Here is a 17,569-nt window from a genome sequence, read left to right on the forward strand (position 1 = left end):
AAAAAAGTGAAAGCTTCCTCGATTTCATCGAGGAAGCTTTCACTTTTTTAACTATAAGGACTTTTTCAGTGGCCTCGTACAATACCGGAACCATCTTTTAAGTGCTTAATTTCTAAAGGTCTTTTTATTAAACTGTCCACTTTATAAGGTACAGTTCATTTTTAGATTGGTTTTTCTGTAATTACAGACTTTTTTTATCAGTGTTTAAAATGTGTTATAAACTTGTTCACAGGTTGCGGCTGTTGGTTGAAAAAAACAGTGCTTTTTATAACGTCCTACAAAGGGCTGATTATACCATTGTTGAGGACAATCGCCTGGTGGCCTAAAATACCACAAACTAAATTTCCCAGGCCAGTACCTCTCTCCATTGATAACTCGACGAGCTAAACGTTTTTCACTTTCTCTTGCTCTTTGATAGAAATATCCATGCGTAACAGCTTCAAATGCATGTTCTTGGAAAATCATTTGTCTAATGGTACGAAGGTTCTTAAAGTCAGAACAATTTGCTCTTAGTCGGTTAATTCCTACATTTCCGACGAGTAACATACCCTGAGTTCCTTCTCCTTCGGCTTCTGCTCTGAGTAATCTTGCTAAAAGTGCAATATCTGCATCTGTAGCGTTAACAACTCCCATGACTCCACCCCCATTATATTTTTCTCTTTATAGTATTGTTTATTGGTCAGGATAATGACTTGTTTAATATAGGTTGTTTTCTAAATTAATTTATATTGGACATGGTATCCTCTTCAAATTATCGTATGTTTAACTTTCGTAAACTCTTTTCCATATACATATAAAATTGTATTTCCTCTTTTATAATGGAGACACCATACTCAAAACCATGTCGTTCTAAAATACTCTTTACAATGGCTAATCCTAATCCAGTTCCTGATATTTCTTTATTACGTGAAGCTTCTAATACATAAAATGGTTCCCAAATTTTTTCGATATCTGTACTTACTTCAGGAGCAATTCCATTTTGGATACTAAAATATACATAATCTTTTCTCTCTTCCAATACAATCTTGATATTTTGATTTGTTGTATATTTGATTGCATTTGAAATTAAATTATTACATACCATTTTCATTTTATCCAAATCTACATAAACACTAGCATCTCTCGCACGACAATCTATTTGTAAATGTATACCTTTTGCGTGGAACTCAATTTCATGTTTATCAATTATACTTTTAATAAGGGGTTCTATCTGCACTTCTTCTTTTTGTAACAAGTCTCTTTCTAATTTCGAAAAACGTAATAACTCTTCTATTAAATTTGAAATTTGATCAGTTTGTTTAATAATTGTATCTAAATATGTCCCATCATCGAGACCGTCTTTAATCCCCATAGAATATGCTTTGACTAAAGCGATGGGGGTCTTTAATTCATGAGTAATGTCCCCCATAAACCGTTTTAAATGTTCATTTCTATTCGTTAAATCTTGATGAGCTTCATATAATTTATCACTCATAATATTAATACTATTGGCTAAATCACCAATTTCATCATTCGTTTTTACATTTGTTCTCTTAAAATCAAGATGAGAAATATCCTCTGCAACATCGCTTAATTCTTTTAGCGGTGTTGTAATCGTTTTTGATAATATCCAAACAAGTACAATGACAAGAAAGATTGAAAAGCCAAAAATATATATATTAAATGTATTAAGTGTCTCGATTAGTTCATTTGAGTGCGCAATAGATACTCCTACTAAGATTAACATTTCATTTTTCGAAATAAATTTCGCAAAAAAGCTCGCTTTTAACTTCTCTTGATCATATAATTTATTTGCTTGTCCCGAACTCTTTACTTTCATTACTTCTTCTTTTGTAATCCAAAGTTTATTCAATGTCACTCTCTTTTTTATAAGCCCAGAGCGTAACGATTCATTAATTTCATCTTCTGTATTTTTTATTGGCGTGTAAACAATTGTTACGTCATTCTCATTCTCGATTTGACTTATAGTATCTGTTAATTGTTCAACAGGCAAAGACTGAATTTGATTTGTAATTGTATTTAACTTTTCCCGCGTTTTATATATATTATATTTCGGTAAAAAATAGTTCATCAACAATAATGAAATAGTAAATATAAGAATGATTGTTAACGATATACTGACAAAGAGCTTTTTACCAAGCTTATTCACGTTCATCCTCCAGACTGTAACCTAAACCACGATGCGTTTTTATAATATCCTCACCTATTTTTTTCCGCAATCGTCTAACATGTGTATCCACTGTTCGCTCATCTCCAAAATAATCAAATCCCCATACGATATCTAGTAACTTTTCACGTGTTAATATTGTACCTTTATGATTTAAAAAACATTTAATTAATTCTAACTCTGTTTTTGTAATTTCTAATTCTTTATCACTTTTATATACTTTATTCTTTATCAAATCTATTTTTAGATTTTGAACTTGTATGACTTCATCTTGATTCAGTAGTTTTTTAGCTCTTGTAAGTAAAATCCCTGGATGAAATGGCTTTTTCACATATTCATCCGCCCCGCTTTGTAAGGCCGCAAGTTCATCTTCATTTTCACTTTTAGCAGTAAGCATCAATACTTTCACACTCGAGTTCTTTTTTATTTCCTGGCATACAGTGATCCCATTCCTTTTTGGCATCATCCAGTCTAAAATTGCTAAATCAATTTTTACTTCATAAAATATTTCAAGTGCTTCTTCTCCATCCTTTGCTATAAGAACTTGGAAGCCTTCCTTTTCAAAATAAGCTTTTAAAATTTTAAGCATATCCTGCTCATCATCTGCGATTAATACTCTCACTCGTACCTTCCTCCATTAACGATCTATATGCGCCTTATAAATTGTAATCATTTTCATAACAAAGTAAAATCAATTTCTTATTTTACTTTGTTATAATACAACTTTTTTGTTACATGAATGTGACAAAAAATATTTATAGGGTTTGAGGGTATAGTAAATATGAGGTGTTGTTCCATGTTTAAAAAAATAGGATTTGTTTTTCTGTTTTCGTTTTTATTATCAGCAAATGTTTTCGCAGAAACAAATAAACAAATTGAAGTGTTTGATTGTCAAAAGGAAATGGTTATACAAAAACAGTCTCTAGACATAGAAATTCAAAAAGAAGCAATACAATATGCAAAATCAATTACCGGAGCATTTAAAAATCTAAACGTTGTCCCTAAAACTGGCCATATGATAAAAATCCCGTTGTCTAAACCTGTAGTCATTACAAATCAATGGATACATACAACAATAGATGAAGTTCTTGTACTCCTTCCACTTAACGAAAAACCCTATATCATGATTTTTGATGACGAAAACAATCCACATTTTTATTATGTGCAAGGTCATCCTGAACATTTATTGAGGCATTTAAAGGTGAAATCATAATTACTTATAAAAAAGAAAGATTCCATAAAGCATCGTCTACGGAATCTTTTTTTATAATTTCACATAATGGGTTGATCCTTTATGTTCTTCACTTTTCAGAAATCCATTTGAAGTATAAAATTGACTCGCTCGTTCTGTGTCTGTATATAGAACAACAATTTGAAAATGTTCTCTTGCATCAGCTAGTATCCTCTTCAATAATAAATTCCCCATCCCTTTCCTTCGATATGCTTTCGACATATAAAACCTTCGTAACCGTCCAATTGTTTCATTTCTCGTATACGGATCTTTATTTAAGCCACCAATTCCAATTAGAGTATCTCCTTGGAAAATACCATATAAGCCTTCCCCTACCTTACTAAAGGTGTTCGTTTTGCTTTTGTATTCATTTACTAATTTCAGAAGAAAATGAAATCCCTCTTCTTTACTTTCTTTTATAAGATGAGTGATATCAAGTTGTGAAAGGTCTATAATCTTTTTAATTTCTACAATCTTTATTATAATCACCTCTCTGTTAAAAATTTCTTTTAACTTAACAAGGCCTCTTTTATTAAAGAGGCCCTTCTTTACATATAAATCATACAACTGTGTTACTTGATATATTCTTAATCATTTCCATTATAACTCTTGAAGATTGATCGGCTGTAATTTTTGCAAAGTTTTCATAAGAACTAGTTGCATCATCATCCGCACTGTCAGAAATACTTCTAATTATAAGAAACGGTATATCGTTGATAAAGGCAACATGCCCAATTGCTGATCCTTCCATTTCAGTGCAATGAGGCGCATATTCATCCAGCAATTTCTCTTTTAGCTTTGCATCTTCAACAAAGCATTCCCCACTTACAATTCTTCCTTCATGAACATTTATGTCTAAACCACTGGTATTACATGCTTTTCGTGCAAGTTCTCTTAATTCCTGATTTGCAATAAATGTTTCTTGGAATGGAAACAGATTCTTCATTTGATTTTTATTTACATCATGATGTGTAACGTTCGTAGAAATAACTAGATCACCAACTTTAACATCAGGATGTAACCCTCCCGCAATACCTGTATTAATCATGCAATCCACTTCAAATTTGTCTATTAAAATTTGTGCACACGAAGTGGCATTGACCTTCCCAATACCACAGAGAGTGACAATAATCTCTTTATCCATAAATATTCCTTTATAAAAAGGCATTCTTGCAATTGTATATTCCTCATAAATATCTAATTTTTCTAAAAGTAAGTCTATTTCAATTTGCATGGCTCCAATAATACCGATTTTTTCATTGGTCGTCTACCTCTTCTCGATTATATATAAAGTTTCTATTATAAAAAATTAATGAACGCTTTTTCTGACTCTCTCAGCCATAACCGATACTAAAAATTTTGGAAGTATTAACTGTCGTTTTATTCTTTTAGGCTGTGTTACTAACCTATATAACCATTCTGTGCCAGTATCCCTCATTAGTTTCGGAGCTCGTTTTACCGTTCCGGATAAAATATCAATCATACCTCCAATACCAATAGATAAAGGTACGTTTAATTCTTGAAGATTTTCATAGATGAATACCTCTTGCCTAGGAGATCCTAATCCTACCAATAGCAAGTGTGGCTCGAATTGTTGAATTCGAACTTTGACTTCTTCTATCTGCTCATTTTTCACAAATCCATGCTGTCCTTCGAAAACCGCATGTGGAAAACGTATTTTCAAATTTTCTAATGCTTTCTCATTACTTTCTGGTGCAGCACCAAAAAGAAACACCCGGTATCCCTCTTGATTACAATACTCTATTAAGTCATGAGTTAAATCTGCACCTGTAACGCGCTCTTTTAAATTTCCTTTTAAAATTTTAGAACCAAGTATAACTCCTATTCCATCCGCTGTTATTAAGTCCGCTGATAACAAAATCTTTTTAAAACGTACAGATTCAGCTGAAGTTTCTTTAGCAGACATTACAATTTCGGGATTTGCCGTAACAATAAACTTTGGTTTATTTTCCTTTTCAGATAACCAATTTTTTAATAAATCTATTACTCTCTTATACTCTAAGCTACAAAATGGTATGCCTTTTATGTACTGTTGTTCCATTTCTTACATACACTTCCCCTATGTGTTCTCTTATAATAAATGACTTAAACTTCCTCTTGTACAAACTGTAAATACTCATCAATATCCTTATTTATTTGAAGTAATGCTTTCTCCCAAAACTCATTATCAGCAAGGTCGATGTGAAAGTATTGTTTCACCAACTCTTCGACTGGGCGTTCTCCAGTCTCACACAAGAATTTTTTGTATTTAGAATGAAACTCACTACCATCTTGTTTTGCAATTTCTAATAATCCTAAACTTAGTAGATAACCAAATGTATATGGATAATTGTAAAAAGGAACACTCGCCGTATAAAATTGACCATATTTCATCCAAACAAAAGGTTGATATTCTGTTAAAGAATTTCCATAAGCTGCTTTTTGTGAAAGTATAGATAATCTCTCTAATTCATCCGCACTTAAAGGTCCCTTTTGACTTTCTTCATAAAATGTTTGCTCAAATTGAAATGAAGCTCGAATGGCCATTACATAATTAAAGCTATTTCTGATTTTCCAGCTAAGCAATGATTTTCTCAGTTCTTCACTTTCTGCTATTTTAACTAAGTAATCTACAAGTACCATCTCAAAGAAAATAGATGCTGATTCTGCCATACACATTGGAAGGTAGTCATCTAAAAAAGCAGTAGACTGCTCATTGCTCATTACATAAAAATGCCATGCATGCCCTAATTCATGAGCTAATATTCTTACACTATCAATTGTTTCATCATACCGTAATGAAATTCGAGATTCTCCTTCACTTAAAAAAGGAGCGCAAAATCCACTAGGTGGCTTATTATCTCTTGGCTCAGCATCAACCCAACCATTCATAATAGCGTGCTGTGCAAATTGAGCTAGTTCTTCATCGATATCCTTTAAGGCCTCATATATATTTTCTACTGCTATTGAAAACGGAATTTGAACCTGATTATTTTCTTCCAATGTCATCAAATCATGCCAAGTAAACGTCTCCTTACTTCTTTTATGAAACGCTATAACACTCGATAACTTTTCAAGATTCCCTTCAATAGCATTCCACATTTCCAATAATGCATTTTTAGAAATACTGTTTGCTTGAAGCGATTGTGACAATACCTCCTTTTCTTGTAACAGGTTACTTTTTAGGGTACGCAATCTACCTATTTGATTAAGTACGCTAGCAAATACTGTTTTCTCCTTTTCCAATGCCTCTGTAAGAGAAGAAAATACCGCTAATCTTTCATGATGAGTTTCACCATTCATCGCAAGATAGTTTGCTTTTCCAAATGATAATATCTCGTTATTATGATGTACTTCTAATCTATTTCGTAATTGTATGTACATGTCTTCCCAAGCTTTTAATTCATTTTCTATAAAGTTGATATTTTGATTTTCGAAGAAGTTACTTTTTTCATGATTCGATTCTTGTAGTAATAAACGAACCTCTGTTTTCAACGTATTTATTTTTGTATGAGGTAAAGCAGCTGTAAATTCATCTGCGTGTTCAGCAAAAAGACAATAAAAGTAATACTCTGCCTTTTCAATTCTTTGTATAATTCTTGAGAGGATTGCTGGGTCGCTATTTTCTTTATATGTTCCTATTAATTGTTCGATTATCTCTATTTCTGTAGAAAACGTAGGATCTTTTGTTTCAGGATATAACCTTTCCAAATCCCATCGCGTTGGATGATTGATCATTTGATTCATTTTATAGCCTCCTGTTTTTACAGATAGTTACAATAATGCATTCATTAGCTAATTATATATGAATCACTTAAATTTTAACATCTTGAAATATTCCGACTTTTGTGCGGGTATTTTAATAGTATTACTTTCACTCCTTTCCTATTCTATTTCTTCTTATTTAGCATGTATTTACTACCTTTTCTTTTTGATATATATACACCAAACACATCAATGCAACTACAATCGGAATGGCAATTACATCACCAATAAACGGATATACCATTACGCAACATGTGAATGCTGTTACAGAAAAAATCTTTCCTAGTCTATTCTTGATTAGCTTTATTCCCGCTGCAGTACCTACAATATATGTAACAATTCCTAATGAATTAGGGATTAGTACTAATTGATCTACACGAATATGAAAAAAGAAGCTTATTAAAAGCCCTGTTATTGCGATGAAACCTACTATCATTAAAGCATTCGTTGGTGTATTGCTTTTGTTATTCAAATACCCCAGATATTCAGGTGCAAATTCTTCTTTTCCTAGAGAATAACCCAGCCGACTCATACTTGCTATAAATGCATTTGTTGTACCTAAACAAATCATGAAAGCTACTAATCCAACTAACCATACAAATTGGTCACCTAATGTATTTTTTATAACGATTACAAGAGCGGTACTATTATCAGACTTTATAGAATATGCTCCTGTCCCAATTACTGAAATAGCAATTCCTATATAAATAAGGCCAATAATAATAATCGCAGCACCTGTTGAAAAAATGATATTTCTTTTTCTCGGAGATTTGAATTCAGGCGCTAAACTTGAAATTGCTTCCCATCCAAAAAAAGACCAAAATATTAATAATGTAGCATGTAAAATAGGGTGTATTTCATTTAATGAAATGTTTATATTTATGTTTTCCATTTCAATATAAGGCAATGAACAAACAATTGTTATGAGTAAGATAAGAAAAGTTAATACACCTATACATACTTGAAATACTCCACTCATTTTTAACCCGAAGAAATTTGAACAAATAGCTACACTTAATATAAGAAAGGCAATTACATATGCAAAGTCAACAGGCAAATTAAAAACTTTAGTGATATACATCCCACCTGTTAGAGAAACGATAATTTGCCCAACACTTCCAGCAATAAAAAAACACCATCCTATTATAGCCCCAATGTGTTTTCCAAAAGCTTTTTCAGAGAACGTTGCAATTCCACCTGCGCTTGGATGCTCGATAGACAAAAAGGCAAAAGTAAACGCAAGCGGGATACTAAGCAAAATCATGATAAACCAAGAGATAATAGCACTTGGCCCTGCTATACTTGCTGTCATACCCGGTAAAATGAGAATTCCTGATCCTAAAACAGCTCCGACATATAAAGCTGTTCCCTTTCGAATAGAAATCGTTTCTTTAAAATCATTAGACATTTAATGCACCTCCATTTATATTTAAATTATAGAAAGTTATTAATCTATTTTATATTCAAAAATGAACATAAACTTTTTCTAAACTTTATATTATGAAGGTTTTTTAATTATTTATTTTCAATTTCGTAAAGGAATATACATTATGGATGAAATCGATAAAAAAATAGTTTCACTTTTACAAGAAGATGCCAGAATGACAATTAAAGAAATGACTGAACATTTACATCTTAGTCGTCCAAGTGTTACCGAAAGACTCAAACGATTACATGATGCAGGAATAATTGAAAAATATACAGCACGTATTTCCCTCGATGCAGTCGGCAAAGACATTCAAGCATTTTTAAGAATAGAAAACTTAAAAATTGCCTGTAAAAAATTCGAAGAAAAAATATATAACGAACACAGAATACTTGAATGCCACCGAGTCACTGGCGAAAGTAGCTATTACTTAAAAGTAGCTGTGCAATCAATGAAAGAATTAGAAGAATTAATCGATGTTGTAATTCCATTTGGTACAGTAAAAACTTCTATGATACTCTCCTCACCAATCCCTTACAGACCGGTTATTGTGGAGTAAACCCCAAAAAAGGAGTGATTCTTATGATCACTCCTTTCTACTTTAAAATTTACCCAGGTATGATTTTACTTATTTATTTCCAAATTTCATTTGCCCATTCAGGATGATCAATAAATGGATTACGATTATGTTGATATTTTGTAAAAATAACTTCATTACGCTTTCGTTCCAAATCATCGACAGGGTCTTGTTCATTCCATTTTAGTAAAACAGATAGTTTCCCCATATATGGATCTTTATTGTTATTCACTTTTTCATTAAGCTCTAAATCTACTTCGCCATTGTCTCCTTCATAACGAACAGCCATGTAAAATAACATTCTAGCAATATCCCCTTTTACACTATCACGAGGTTCCCAAGAATCACTATCGTATTTACATTCTGTTGCTTCTGAATGACTCACACCGCCATTATCAAAATCCAAATTCCCACGTGAACTATTGACAGATACATCCGTAGCTCTTAAATGGTGAAGGTCCGTTCCTGGTCCTGCAGCTGTCCCAAAATCACCGTGAGATTTTGCCCAAACATGCTCTCGGTTCCAATTATCGACCCCTGAACCATTTGTAAATTTCCCTTGCGAACGTCCTGTATATAAGAGAAGAACATTGTTTTTATTATTTGGATCTTCATCAGTATCTCTTAGTGCTTCCCAAACCGCACTGTATGATATCTTTGTATGATTATCAATAATATTATGAAGCTCCTTTTTTAATTCTGAACCCACTTTTCCCTTTGCGCTATTATAATATGTATCATCATAATTTTTTACAGTAACCTCTTGTGTTAAAATCATCTCTGCTTTCGGAGACGCAGACACTACTTCAGCATATGTAGTATCTGTAAATGATAAGGACGAGGAACCTAAAATAAAGAATGAAGAAATAGCAACCATACTTAGTTTTATTTTTTGAAATGGCATATACACAAATCCCCTTTAAAATTAGATGCTAGTTAATGAACAAAAAACTCATTCTAAATACATGAAGTATTATTAAAATATATAAATTTTTCTTTCTCTCTTCTAGGAAATCCTATTCAGCCTGTATAAATTTCCATGCTTTTGGTTGATCCGTTTTCTTTCCTAACACAATCCAGCTCTTCCCTTTACCATTTTCTTGATAATTTACTGGGTATCCATCTGTATATAGGTAATATTCAGCTGAATTATTCGGATTTGGATACACTTTAAACTGTGCAGTATTTGCTTTTTGTTTCGTAAGATGTACCCAATTTGTCATGTTGGAGTAATTAAGAAATACGTAATTATCATAGTTGGATTGCGTCATTTTCAGCAGTACACTTTCTCCGCGATGGAGGATTCCATTATTCTCTTTATCAAATACAAACTGAACAGGTGTACCGTGAACTTTATTATCATCTACATGATTAGATAATAGTGCGTAATCATTCGCAGCATATACTTCAAAGGTCAAACCTCTATTTAGAAACTCACTTGGTACTACGAAGTATTTTTTATTATCTTGTATTGCTTCTCCTTTAGAATCTTTTACTATCGTATTTTCAATATCTTCAGCAGCAGTATTTCCAACAAATGTGTTAAACCATAAATGAATAAATCCCGCTGTATTTCTTTGAGCTTTTTCTAAACTTCTCTGAACAGCTGGCATAACTTCTTGCTGCCAAAGAGCATTGTTTCCTTTATTATAGTGAGATTTAATCTCGTCATTGGTAATGTTCCCGATTTCCACTTTTGCGAGTCTCGCTGTTTCATGAATCCACTGTTTTGGATCATTAGAATTCACTAAATTATATACGCCCTCACCATCAGATACTTCATACTGTGTCTGAATTGTCGTCACATAATTTTCAAAAGCGCTATGAAACTTTAAAGCACTCATGTCGACGGCTGTAAAATTAGCAGCATGCATTGGCTGAGTAGCATCTGTGAAGTAGTGCGTCGCAACACCTAAATAATAAAAAGCTTGTTTTCGGTCATCCTTCTTAAAGTATTCACCTGCTAATTTAAAATATTTATCTCCTTGCGAGAGAGCTGTTGGTTCTTCTTCTCCTTTATAGTTCTTTCTCGTATCAGGATCGTAGAAGTGAGATTTCCATCCTCCCTTAATTAGCCCATCAATGCCTATCGTACCTGTACCGCCATCGTTAAATTCATCAAGGTAATCGGCATCATAAAGACCTCTTTCAAATAACTCCTTATATTCAGGAGTATTTAAAAATTGTAATTCATTTGCTTGAACCGTCTTATCTTGATTACGACCCATAATTTGAATTGCGTTTCGTGCAATCCATAAATGTGTGCTTTCATTAGGATGGTGCGGATGCTCCGCAGACCATCTTTTCACACGTTTGTGCTCTTGGTTTTCCTGTTTCATTACTTCGTCAATTCCACAAGCATATGTTTCTGTTGGAATTGTCATTGCAATAGAAGATATTGCTGTTACAAAAGCTAGTGTACATAATTTCTTTTTCATACGATTCTCCTAAATTTCAATTTCATCAATAACGTAAACGATTTTACTTTTAAACAAAAATACCCTTCCACATTAAAAATGTAGTTTAATAATAACCTATATATTTCAATTTTTTTATGCAATTATACATATTTAGTTGCTAGCTAAAAAGACTACAGTTTATCGGCTATTTAAATCAAAAAAATTATTAATTAAATAAGAAAGAGGGACGAATATGATTTTGAGAACAAATGACAAAAAGGCGCGAAAAACAGTAAGATATGTTGCAGGATTTGTTATACTTTTAATACTAGTATCCTTTATATATCAATGGAATAACGGTTTAGAGATTGATACGACTGAGAGAGTTTCTTTCATACTAGTTCTCACTAGTTTCCTTTCTACCTTCTTGCCTGTTAGAAAAAAAGCTAGTGAATAATAAAAAAGTTACGTCTGCTACTGTAAATCGTTTGTATTACATATATTCTTTATTGCATTTGATATATTAATTCCTCCTACGATGTTATCCTCATCTATTTCGTACAAAACTATGATTGTAAAAAAAAAGATTGATCAAAAAGATCAATCCTTTACTCTACTTCATTTAAGAAGAACAATGTTAAAACACCTGGTCCTGTATGCGCACCGATTGCTGCTCCAATTGTATTTACAATAAACACATCACAGCCAAATTTTTCAGTAATTAACGCTTTTAATGCATTCGCAGTTTCTAAATCATCACCATGTGTAATGCCAACTGTTTGACCTTTAAGGTCTTTTCCTCGCTCTTCCATTATATCGACAATTCGGCCTAAAACTTTCTTTCTACCTCTAATCTTTTCAAGTGGTACAAGCTTTCCTTCTTCCACATTTAGAATCGGCTTAATATTTAATAAACCACCAATAAATCCAGCTACCTTACTTAAACGACCACCTCTAACAAGATACTGCAAATCAGCAACTGTAAAGATATGCTCCATATGTTTTGTTAGAAAAGCAATTCGTTTCAAAATTTCTTCTTTTGATGCACCTTCTTTAGCCATTTTCGCAGCTTCTAATACAACAAGACCTTGACCAAGTGAAGCGCATTTTGTATCAATAATTTCTAAATCGAAATCTGCATATGTTTCTTGTACTTCTTCTTTAATCACTACTGAAGATTGATATGTACCAGAAAGTTCAGAAGAGAAAGCTACATATATACAAGGTGTACTTTGCTTTGCATATGTAACGAACTTTTCTTGGAATGTTTCTAATGATGGCAGCGATGTCTTAAATACCTCGCCTTCTCTCATCTTTTGTAATAATTGAACCGAATCTAATGTTACTCCATCTAAATACTCTGTTTCTGCCTCATCATATACACGGAGTGGAATCAAATCTATATCATAAGCTTGCAGCAATTCTTTTGGTAAATCAGCAGCACTATCCGTAATGATTTTAACACTCATTTTTAAACCTCTATTCTATTATAAGTATACTAAAATAAGAACAATTACCTTTAAATTATATACGTAAAACACTTATGAAGAAAGAGAAAGTATTATTAAACTATTCTATATTCTATGCGCGGAATGTGGAGAAATTAACTTCATGATCAAATCAATTTCTCAAACGAGTTATATCTAATTGAACCAAGTACCATTATTTCATTACAAATCATTTTGTTTCCTATACAATAGAAATATCAGAATTTTTCAAGGAGTGTATTTTTATGAAAATAAAATTTGCTTCACCAGAGGATTTAGAATGGATTAACAGTCAGTATAAATCAGTTGGATTTGTGCCAAGTGATTTAAAAAAAGATAAAGTGGCAATTGTGACATACAACGGAGAATATGTTGGACTTGGACGTTTAGTTAAAATTGATCAAAGTACGTTAGAAATGGGCGGTATTTATATACTTCCTAAATTCAGAGGCTATAAATTAGCAGGAGATCTCCTTTCTTTCTTAGTAGACGAAGCAAAGCAATCCAATCCAATGTACCTAATATTTATTGCATTCCTTTTGAAGAACTGGCAGCTTTTTATAAAAAATATGGTTTTAAAGAAATTAATACTGATCAAGAGGGTGTTCATCCTACTGTATTAAATAAATATAATTGGTGTTTACGGGAATATGATAAAAATGTTTTGTTGTTTAAATTATAAGCACTTTTAAATTCAAACTTCATTTCATACCATTATTTGCTTCTTCAAACAAAAAGGCAGCATGTACAATTATACATGCTGCCTTTTCATCTATGAACAATCCTTATATATTAGTTTTTATCCATCTGCTTTAGTGCTTTTTTAGGAATTTCATTTTGTTGGACTTCTTCATATGTTGAAATCCCTTTATATCCCTCACTATTTGGTTCATCAAATACATACACACGTAAAAAAGCATTTAGCTTTAAATTTTTATTAGCATCGAACTTAATACTCGTCTTATTTCCATCTTTATCATATGCAATTACGTTATACTCGTAACGCTTCCAAGTAGGATCATCTTTATCTACCTGATATTCTTTTCCGTTCTCCGTAATATGAACATACATTTTATCTTTGCCCAATTTTTGCTTCATTTCAGCTAAATCCCAATCAAAGCTTACAAAAGCAGTCATTAAAAGACCTAATAATACGAGAAAAGCAATCAAAGTTATTAACAGTTTCTTCATGTTTTCAACCTCTTGTTTTAATAGTATGTGACACCTCGTATACTATCAGAAACCTTATGATCTATTTATCTATTTTCCTTACAAAAACCTTACACTTTTGTAATAAATTCGAACTGATTTTGAATTAGCAAGGATTTCCTTTCCTTTCACTGAATAGCACTTCTCCTACCCGAACTTTTGGATGCGAATATTATAATTGAGAATGATAATAAGGAAACAATTTCATCTTTCCACTAAAAAACGTTATAATAAACTGTAGCCTCTACGATTACGTTATAAAGGAGATTAAAAAATGGCTAAAATTAAAGTGTATCAAGTAAAAGAAGAAAATATGGATGCAGTAAAAAACATCATTGATGTTGAGGAACAAAACCCATATACTGCAGATTTACAAAATCTATACGCATGTGTATTAGATACTGAGGATATGGCATTGCCTGAATCATATATCGAAGAAGATATTTTAATCGATTCTATTGAAGTAATGGTAAATGTGTCTCAAAATAAATTAAGAGACCTAGGCACATACGATGTAATTGAAGTACAAAACAAAGGTAAAAAAACACAGATTTTATTATTAGCAGACGAAGAATATGAAGTGATCGAAGGTTAATTTGTAAAGTTACATACAAAAAAGCTCCTTTCTATTTGAGAAAGGAGCTTTTTTCTTCTATGCTTTTGATGTTTCAGCCTTTATCTTACCTTGTTCTTTCTTATATACCATTCGTTCATTCCCCATAAAGAAAATAAACACGAATGCTAAACCTGCTGGAACTAACGCCCACATAAAAGTATGAACGATAGAACTTGAAAAGGCTTCAATAATTTTATCTAATATTTGTGGCGGAATTTGAGATCTTGCGCCTTCTGAAAGAATTGCTCTTGAATCCCCTAGAGCGTTGCTATTTATTCCGCCGTCCATTCCTTTAAATGCTTCTTCTAATTGATCTTGAAAACCTATTCTTTGAATCATACCAAATATTGTAATCCCAAGTGTCATTCCTAATGAGCGGATAAAGTTACTCGTTGAAGTTGCTGATCCCCTCTGGTTCATACCGAAATTATGAATTGCAGCCATACTTAATACAGAGAATGAGAAACCTACGCCAAAACCGATAATAATCATATAAATGGTTAACCATACACGGCTCGTTTCTGGTGTTAATGTACTTAATAAGAACAATCCACCAAGCATAATCACAGCTGAAATAATCATGATATTACGGTAACTTAGCTTTGATGTTAAAAATCCACCTAACTGTGCTGTAACTACTGATCCTAACATCATTGGTAATAGTAATAAGCCAGAATTCGTTGCCGATCCCCCATATACACCTTGATTGAACTACCTCCACCTACCTCTACACGAGCTTGAGGTGGAGGATTCTCCTGTTTCGGCCTTAGCAAAAACAGTTCCTCTCGTTCAACAAAGAGGATACAACGATATAGAAGTTCAGTAGTGTCTTTATGTAAGACGACCCATTCTCTCTTCCAACGAAAGGAAAACACAACAGGTACAGCTACTTTTTCTTATATCGAGGGTAGAATACCATGTCATGCATCCAGTTCCTAGACTTGTTATCTGCTCTGGTAATAAGCGTAGGAGACTGGGACAAAGCGTCCTTTTTTATCATGCAAGTAGCTTTGCTAGTTTTTTCTTTTCACTTTTAAACAAGTGTAACCTTTCGATTTGTAAGGCTTCTTTCGGCTGATCTACATCGTATAGCTGATAGAAATGATGCGTGCGAATATCCAATCGATTATTCAGTTGATGCCAATGACTCCAGTGATGTGCATCTTTCTTTGGAATATAAGGCTGCAGAACCCGCGGCACTTTTTCTTTGTATCCTAATCCCCGGCGCCCAATCGTAAAAGCAGCAGATTGATGAATAGAGATACCGAATTTTCGCATATATTTCATCTTTCCTGCAATCGAAGTGTAAGCGGGATTGACTTGAAAGACAGCCACGCCCCTTTTATCCGCGCGACCTAGAATTGCACTTGTCATCTTCTCATACGCAAACATACTCTTCATTCGATTCACTCGCTTATTTCCATAACGATCCCCTGTTTTCGATTGGGTTGTATCTAACTTCTCGATGACAATTGGCTTGTTATATCGCTCCGCTAAATCTACTAAGCGAATGGCTTCCGCCTCAATTATCTTTGTGATTCGGCCGGTGGATTTACCTAGAATTGAAAAACGGAGGGAACCACTTCCTTTGTAATTCCCATCCTTCGTTACATTTGCCCAAGCAAAATGTTCGAGATTGCAATCCACACCAATGACACCATCTGATTTACTATAATTCGTGTGTGGATTTTCCAGTACATCGACTAAACATTTCACAATATAATACAGACCATAGTCTTCCAAAGACCATGCAATCGGTTTACCATGTTTTTTCTTATTCTTACACTGTAATTGGGTTGTGATTACTTCTTCCATGATTTCTTGTCCATATGGGAATGTAACAGATGGAAACGTAAGTGTTTTCCCAGAACTTGTCGTCATCCATAATTCCTTTGTCCCAGGCACGTACTGAAACGAAAAATTCCCATGTTTGGCATCTTTACGGCCAGATAATATAAGTTGTTTATTTCGAGCACGGGAAAATAATGTTTTCCATTTATCATGGTTACGTACAAACTCATCGATTGTAAATTGAGAGCGAAACAGGTTTTTTCTTCCAAATACTGCGCTTGGAATATGCGTTTTATATGATGTAAGTTTCTGCGTTAAACGGTATTGTCTGTGAGTTAAAAGACCGATTTTCGCCTGAATCCTTTTGATTTGAACATCTAAGTATTGGTGCTCAAACAGATATTCATTCAGCCAAATTAAGGTGTCTTTTTTACGAGATAAGGAGATGAGGTTGTTGTGCTTCGCGAAGCGGGTGTTTTTCGGAAACGTCAGCTTTTCTTTCACACAACTTTGTTTGATTTTGCGAAGATTTGTCAGTTTTGTCCGTTCTTGTTTCAACTTTTTCTTGAGTTTCTTAACCTTCTCTTGTGTTTGTTTCTCATATATTTTTTGTAACTCCATTAAACCTGTAAACAATGCCTTCGCTTCTTGCGCCGCACTGTTTGCATAGTAATCATTCAATTGATAGTTTCGCTTGAGAACAAGATGAAGACTGTCTGTATGCATCTTACGGTTCCACCGTTTTTCCCGGACGATTGTTTGAAATGCAAAGCGTTTCGCCCGATTAAATGTTTCGATTGTCTGTGTTAATGCATCTACCATCTCATGTGGTAAATCCGTCTTATAGATCCGTTTCGAAAAATACGCTTTCTTCACCTGTTCTCACCTCATTTTGTTTAAT

Annotated in this window: 17 protein-coding genes and 2 pseudogenes; 5 read left to right on the forward strand and 14 right to left on the reverse strand. The window is 33.2% G+C overall.

The genetic code is table 11. The annotated features are described in order from the left end of the window. Positions 1-204: 204 nt before the first annotated feature. The 3 genes from JDS96_RS16770 to JDS96_RS16780 form a co-directional block, all read right to left on the reverse strand. Entirely contained in the window at positions 205-633 is a 429-nt protein-coding gene (locus tag JDS96_RS16770) for a cell wall hydrolase (protein WP_003198028.1), read from the reverse strand. A 118-nt stretch (positions 634-751) separates the two neighbouring features. Next, positions 752-2,149, reverse strand: coding sequence for a sensor histidine kinase (locus JDS96_RS16775; RefSeq protein WP_199667500.1), 1,398 nt, complete (start codon positions 2,147-2,149; stop codon positions 752-754). Next, positions 2,142-2,789 (reverse strand): response regulator transcription factor, encoded by a 648-nt coding sequence (locus tag JDS96_RS16780; RefSeq protein ID WP_199667502.1) that lies wholly within the window; start codon positions 2,787-2,789, stop codon positions 2,142-2,144. Before JDS96_RS16780 ends, JDS96_RS16775 begins: the two co-directional genes overlap by 8 nt. A gap of 174 nt (positions 2,790-2,963) precedes the next feature. On the opposite strand from JDS96_RS16780, the gene JDS96_RS16785 reads away from it, so the two are divergent. Beyond that, positions 2,964-3,380 (forward strand): hypothetical protein, encoded by a 417-nt coding sequence (locus JDS96_RS16785; RefSeq protein ID WP_199667504.1) that lies wholly within the window; start codon positions 2,964-2,966, stop codon positions 3,378-3,380. A 51-nt stretch (positions 3,381-3,431) separates the two neighbouring features. Here the strand turns inward: JDS96_RS16785 and JDS96_RS16790 are convergent, their stop codons facing one another. The 5 genes from JDS96_RS16790 to JDS96_RS16810 all read right to left on the reverse strand — a co-directional run bounded on the left by JDS96_RS16790 (position 3,432) and on the right by JDS96_RS16810 (position 8,571). Continuing rightward, positions 3,432-3,881: a GNAT family N-acetyltransferase gene (locus JDS96_RS16790; protein ID WP_371399252.1), complete on the reverse strand. Its 450-nt coding sequence runs from the start codon at positions 3,879-3,881 to the stop codon at positions 3,432-3,434. Between the two features lie 76 nt (positions 3,882-3,957). Beyond that, the gene (locus tag JDS96_RS16795; protein WP_307838193.1) at positions 3,958-4,650 is read right to left on the reverse strand and encodes a 5'-methylthioadenosine/adenosylhomocysteine nucleosidase; all 693 of its coding nucleotides are present in this window, start codon (positions 4,648-4,650) and stop codon (positions 3,958-3,960) included. A 57-nt stretch (positions 4,651-4,707) separates the two neighbouring features. Continuing rightward, entirely contained in the window at positions 4,708-5,460 is a 753-nt protein-coding gene (locus JDS96_RS16800) for a WecB/TagA/CpsF family glycosyltransferase (RefSeq protein ID WP_199667507.1), read from the reverse strand. Between the two features lie 44 nt (positions 5,461-5,504). Then, on the reverse strand, positions 5,505-7,145 hold the full coding sequence (locus JDS96_RS16805) for a M3 family metallopeptidase (RefSeq protein WP_199667509.1): 1,641 nt from the start codon (positions 7,143-7,145) through the stop codon (positions 5,505-5,507). Between the two features lie 157 nt (positions 7,146-7,302). Next, complete coding sequence (locus JDS96_RS16810; protein WP_199667511.1) at positions 7,303-8,571, reverse strand: APC family permease; 1,269 nt, start codon at positions 8,569-8,571, stop codon at positions 7,303-7,305. 142 nt (positions 8,572-8,713) lie between these two features. On the opposite strand from JDS96_RS16810, the gene JDS96_RS16815 reads away from it, so the two are divergent. Then, positions 8,714-9,148, forward strand: a complete 435-nt coding sequence (locus JDS96_RS16815; RefSeq protein WP_003198010.1) for an Lrp/AsnC family transcriptional regulator — start codon at positions 8,714-8,716, stop codon at positions 9,146-9,148. A 73-nt stretch (positions 9,149-9,221) separates the two neighbouring features. Here the strand turns inward: JDS96_RS16815 and JDS96_RS16820 are convergent, their stop codons facing one another. Beyond that, positions 9,222-10,070, reverse strand: a complete 849-nt coding sequence (locus JDS96_RS16820; RefSeq protein ID WP_199667513.1) for an endonuclease I family protein — start codon at positions 10,068-10,070, stop codon at positions 9,222-9,224. A gap of 112 nt (positions 10,071-10,182) precedes the next feature. Beyond that, entirely contained in the window at positions 10,183-11,604 is a 1,422-nt protein-coding gene (locus JDS96_RS16825) for a zinc dependent phospholipase C family protein (RefSeq protein ID WP_199667515.1), read from the reverse strand. Between the two features lie 214 nt (positions 11,605-11,818). On the opposite strand from JDS96_RS16825, the gene JDS96_RS32155 reads away from it, so the two are divergent. Beyond that, positions 11,819-12,022 carry a hypothetical protein gene (locus JDS96_RS32155; protein WP_018765695.1) on the forward strand — a complete coding sequence of 68 codons (204 nt, stop codon included), beginning with the start codon at positions 11,819-11,821 and terminating at the stop codon, positions 12,020-12,022. Between the two features lie 151 nt (positions 12,023-12,173). Here the strand turns inward: JDS96_RS32155 and JDS96_RS16830 are convergent, their stop codons facing one another. After that, on the reverse strand, positions 12,174-13,034 hold the full coding sequence (locus JDS96_RS16830) for a DegV family protein (protein WP_006095090.1): 861 nt from the start codon (positions 13,032-13,034) through the stop codon (positions 12,174-12,176). 263 nt (positions 13,035-13,297) lie between these two features. Here JDS96_RS16830 and JDS96_RS16835 point away from each other — a divergent pair. Further along, positions 13,298-13,734 (forward strand): annotated as a pseudogene (locus tag JDS96_RS16835) (GNAT family N-acetyltransferase). 110 nt (positions 13,735-13,844) lie between these two features. On the opposite strand, the gene JDS96_RS16840 reads toward JDS96_RS16835, so the two are convergent. Then, positions 13,845-14,243 (reverse strand): YxeA family protein, encoded by a 399-nt coding sequence (locus JDS96_RS16840; RefSeq protein WP_018765696.1) that lies wholly within the window; start codon positions 14,241-14,243, stop codon positions 13,845-13,847. A gap of 292 nt (positions 14,244-14,535) precedes the next feature. Between JDS96_RS16840 and JDS96_RS16845 the strand changes: the two genes are divergently transcribed. After that, positions 14,536-14,856, forward strand: coding sequence for a hypothetical protein (locus tag JDS96_RS16845; protein WP_199667517.1), 321 nt, complete (start codon positions 14,536-14,538; stop codon positions 14,854-14,856). Positions 14,857-14,913: 57 nt separating this feature from the next. Here JDS96_RS16845 and JDS96_RS16850 read toward each other — a convergent pair. Together JDS96_RS16850 and JDS96_RS16855 are read right to left on the reverse strand one after the other, a co-directional pair. After that, positions 14,914-15,588: pseudogene (locus JDS96_RS16850) on the reverse strand (MFS transporter); the annotation flags it as partial. Positions 15,589-15,873: 285 nt separating this feature from the next. Continuing rightward, positions 15,874-17,544 carry an IS200/IS605 family accessory protein TnpB-related protein gene (locus JDS96_RS16855; RefSeq protein ID WP_199667519.1) on the reverse strand — a complete coding sequence of 557 codons (1,671 nt, stop codon included), beginning with the start codon at positions 17,542-17,544 and terminating at the stop codon, positions 15,874-15,876. Positions 17,545-17,569 lie beyond the last annotated feature (25 nt).

The sequence above is a fragment of the Bacillus cereus group sp. N21 genome, from assembly GCF_016483395.1.
In the GTDB taxonomy this organism is placed as follows: domain Bacteria; phylum Bacillota; class Bacilli; order Bacillales; family Bacillaceae_G; genus Bacillus_A; species Bacillus_A pseudomycoides.

Coding starts and splice junctions, on each gene's coding strand:
- JDS96_RS16770 (WP_003198028.1), bottom strand. CDS start 633: ATGGGAGTTGTTAACGCTACAGATGCAGATATTGCACTTTTAGCAAGA.
- JDS96_RS16845 (WP_199667517.1), top strand. CDS start 14,536: ATGGCTAAAATTAAAGTGTATCAAGTAAAAGAAGAAAATATGGATGCA.
- JDS96_RS32155 (WP_018765695.1), top strand. CDS start 11,819: ATGATTTTGAGAACAAATGACAAAAAGGCGCGAAAAACAGTAAGATAT.
- JDS96_RS16830 (WP_006095090.1), bottom strand. CDS start 13,034: ATGAGTGTTAAAATCATTACGGATAGTGCTGCTGATTTACCAAAAGAA.
- JDS96_RS16800 (WP_199667507.1), bottom strand. CDS start 5,460: ATGGAACAACAGTACATAAAAGGCATACCATTTTGTAGCTTAGAGTAT.
- JDS96_RS16810 (WP_199667511.1), bottom strand. CDS start 8,571: ATGTCTAATGATTTTAAAGAAACGATTTCTATTCGAAAGGGAACAGCT.
- JDS96_RS16840 (WP_018765696.1), bottom strand. CDS start 14,243: ATGAAGAAACTGTTAATAACTTTGATTGCTTTTCTCGTATTATTAGGT.
- JDS96_RS16815 (WP_003198010.1), top strand. CDS start 8,714: ATGGATGAAATCGATAAAAAAATAGTTTCACTTTTACAAGAAGATGCC.
- JDS96_RS16825 (WP_199667515.1), bottom strand. CDS start 11,604: ATGAAAAAGAAATTATGTACACTAGCTTTTGTAACAGCAATATCTTCT.
- JDS96_RS16820 (WP_199667513.1), bottom strand. CDS start 10,070: ATGCCATTTCAAAAAATAAAACTAAGTATGGTTGCTATTTCTTCATTC.
- JDS96_RS16785 (WP_199667504.1), top strand. CDS start 2,964: ATGTTTAAAAAAATAGGATTTGTTTTTCTGTTTTCGTTTTTATTATCA.
- JDS96_RS16805 (WP_199667509.1), bottom strand. CDS start 7,145: ATGAATCAAATGATCAATCATCCAACGCGATGGGATTTGGAAAGGTTA.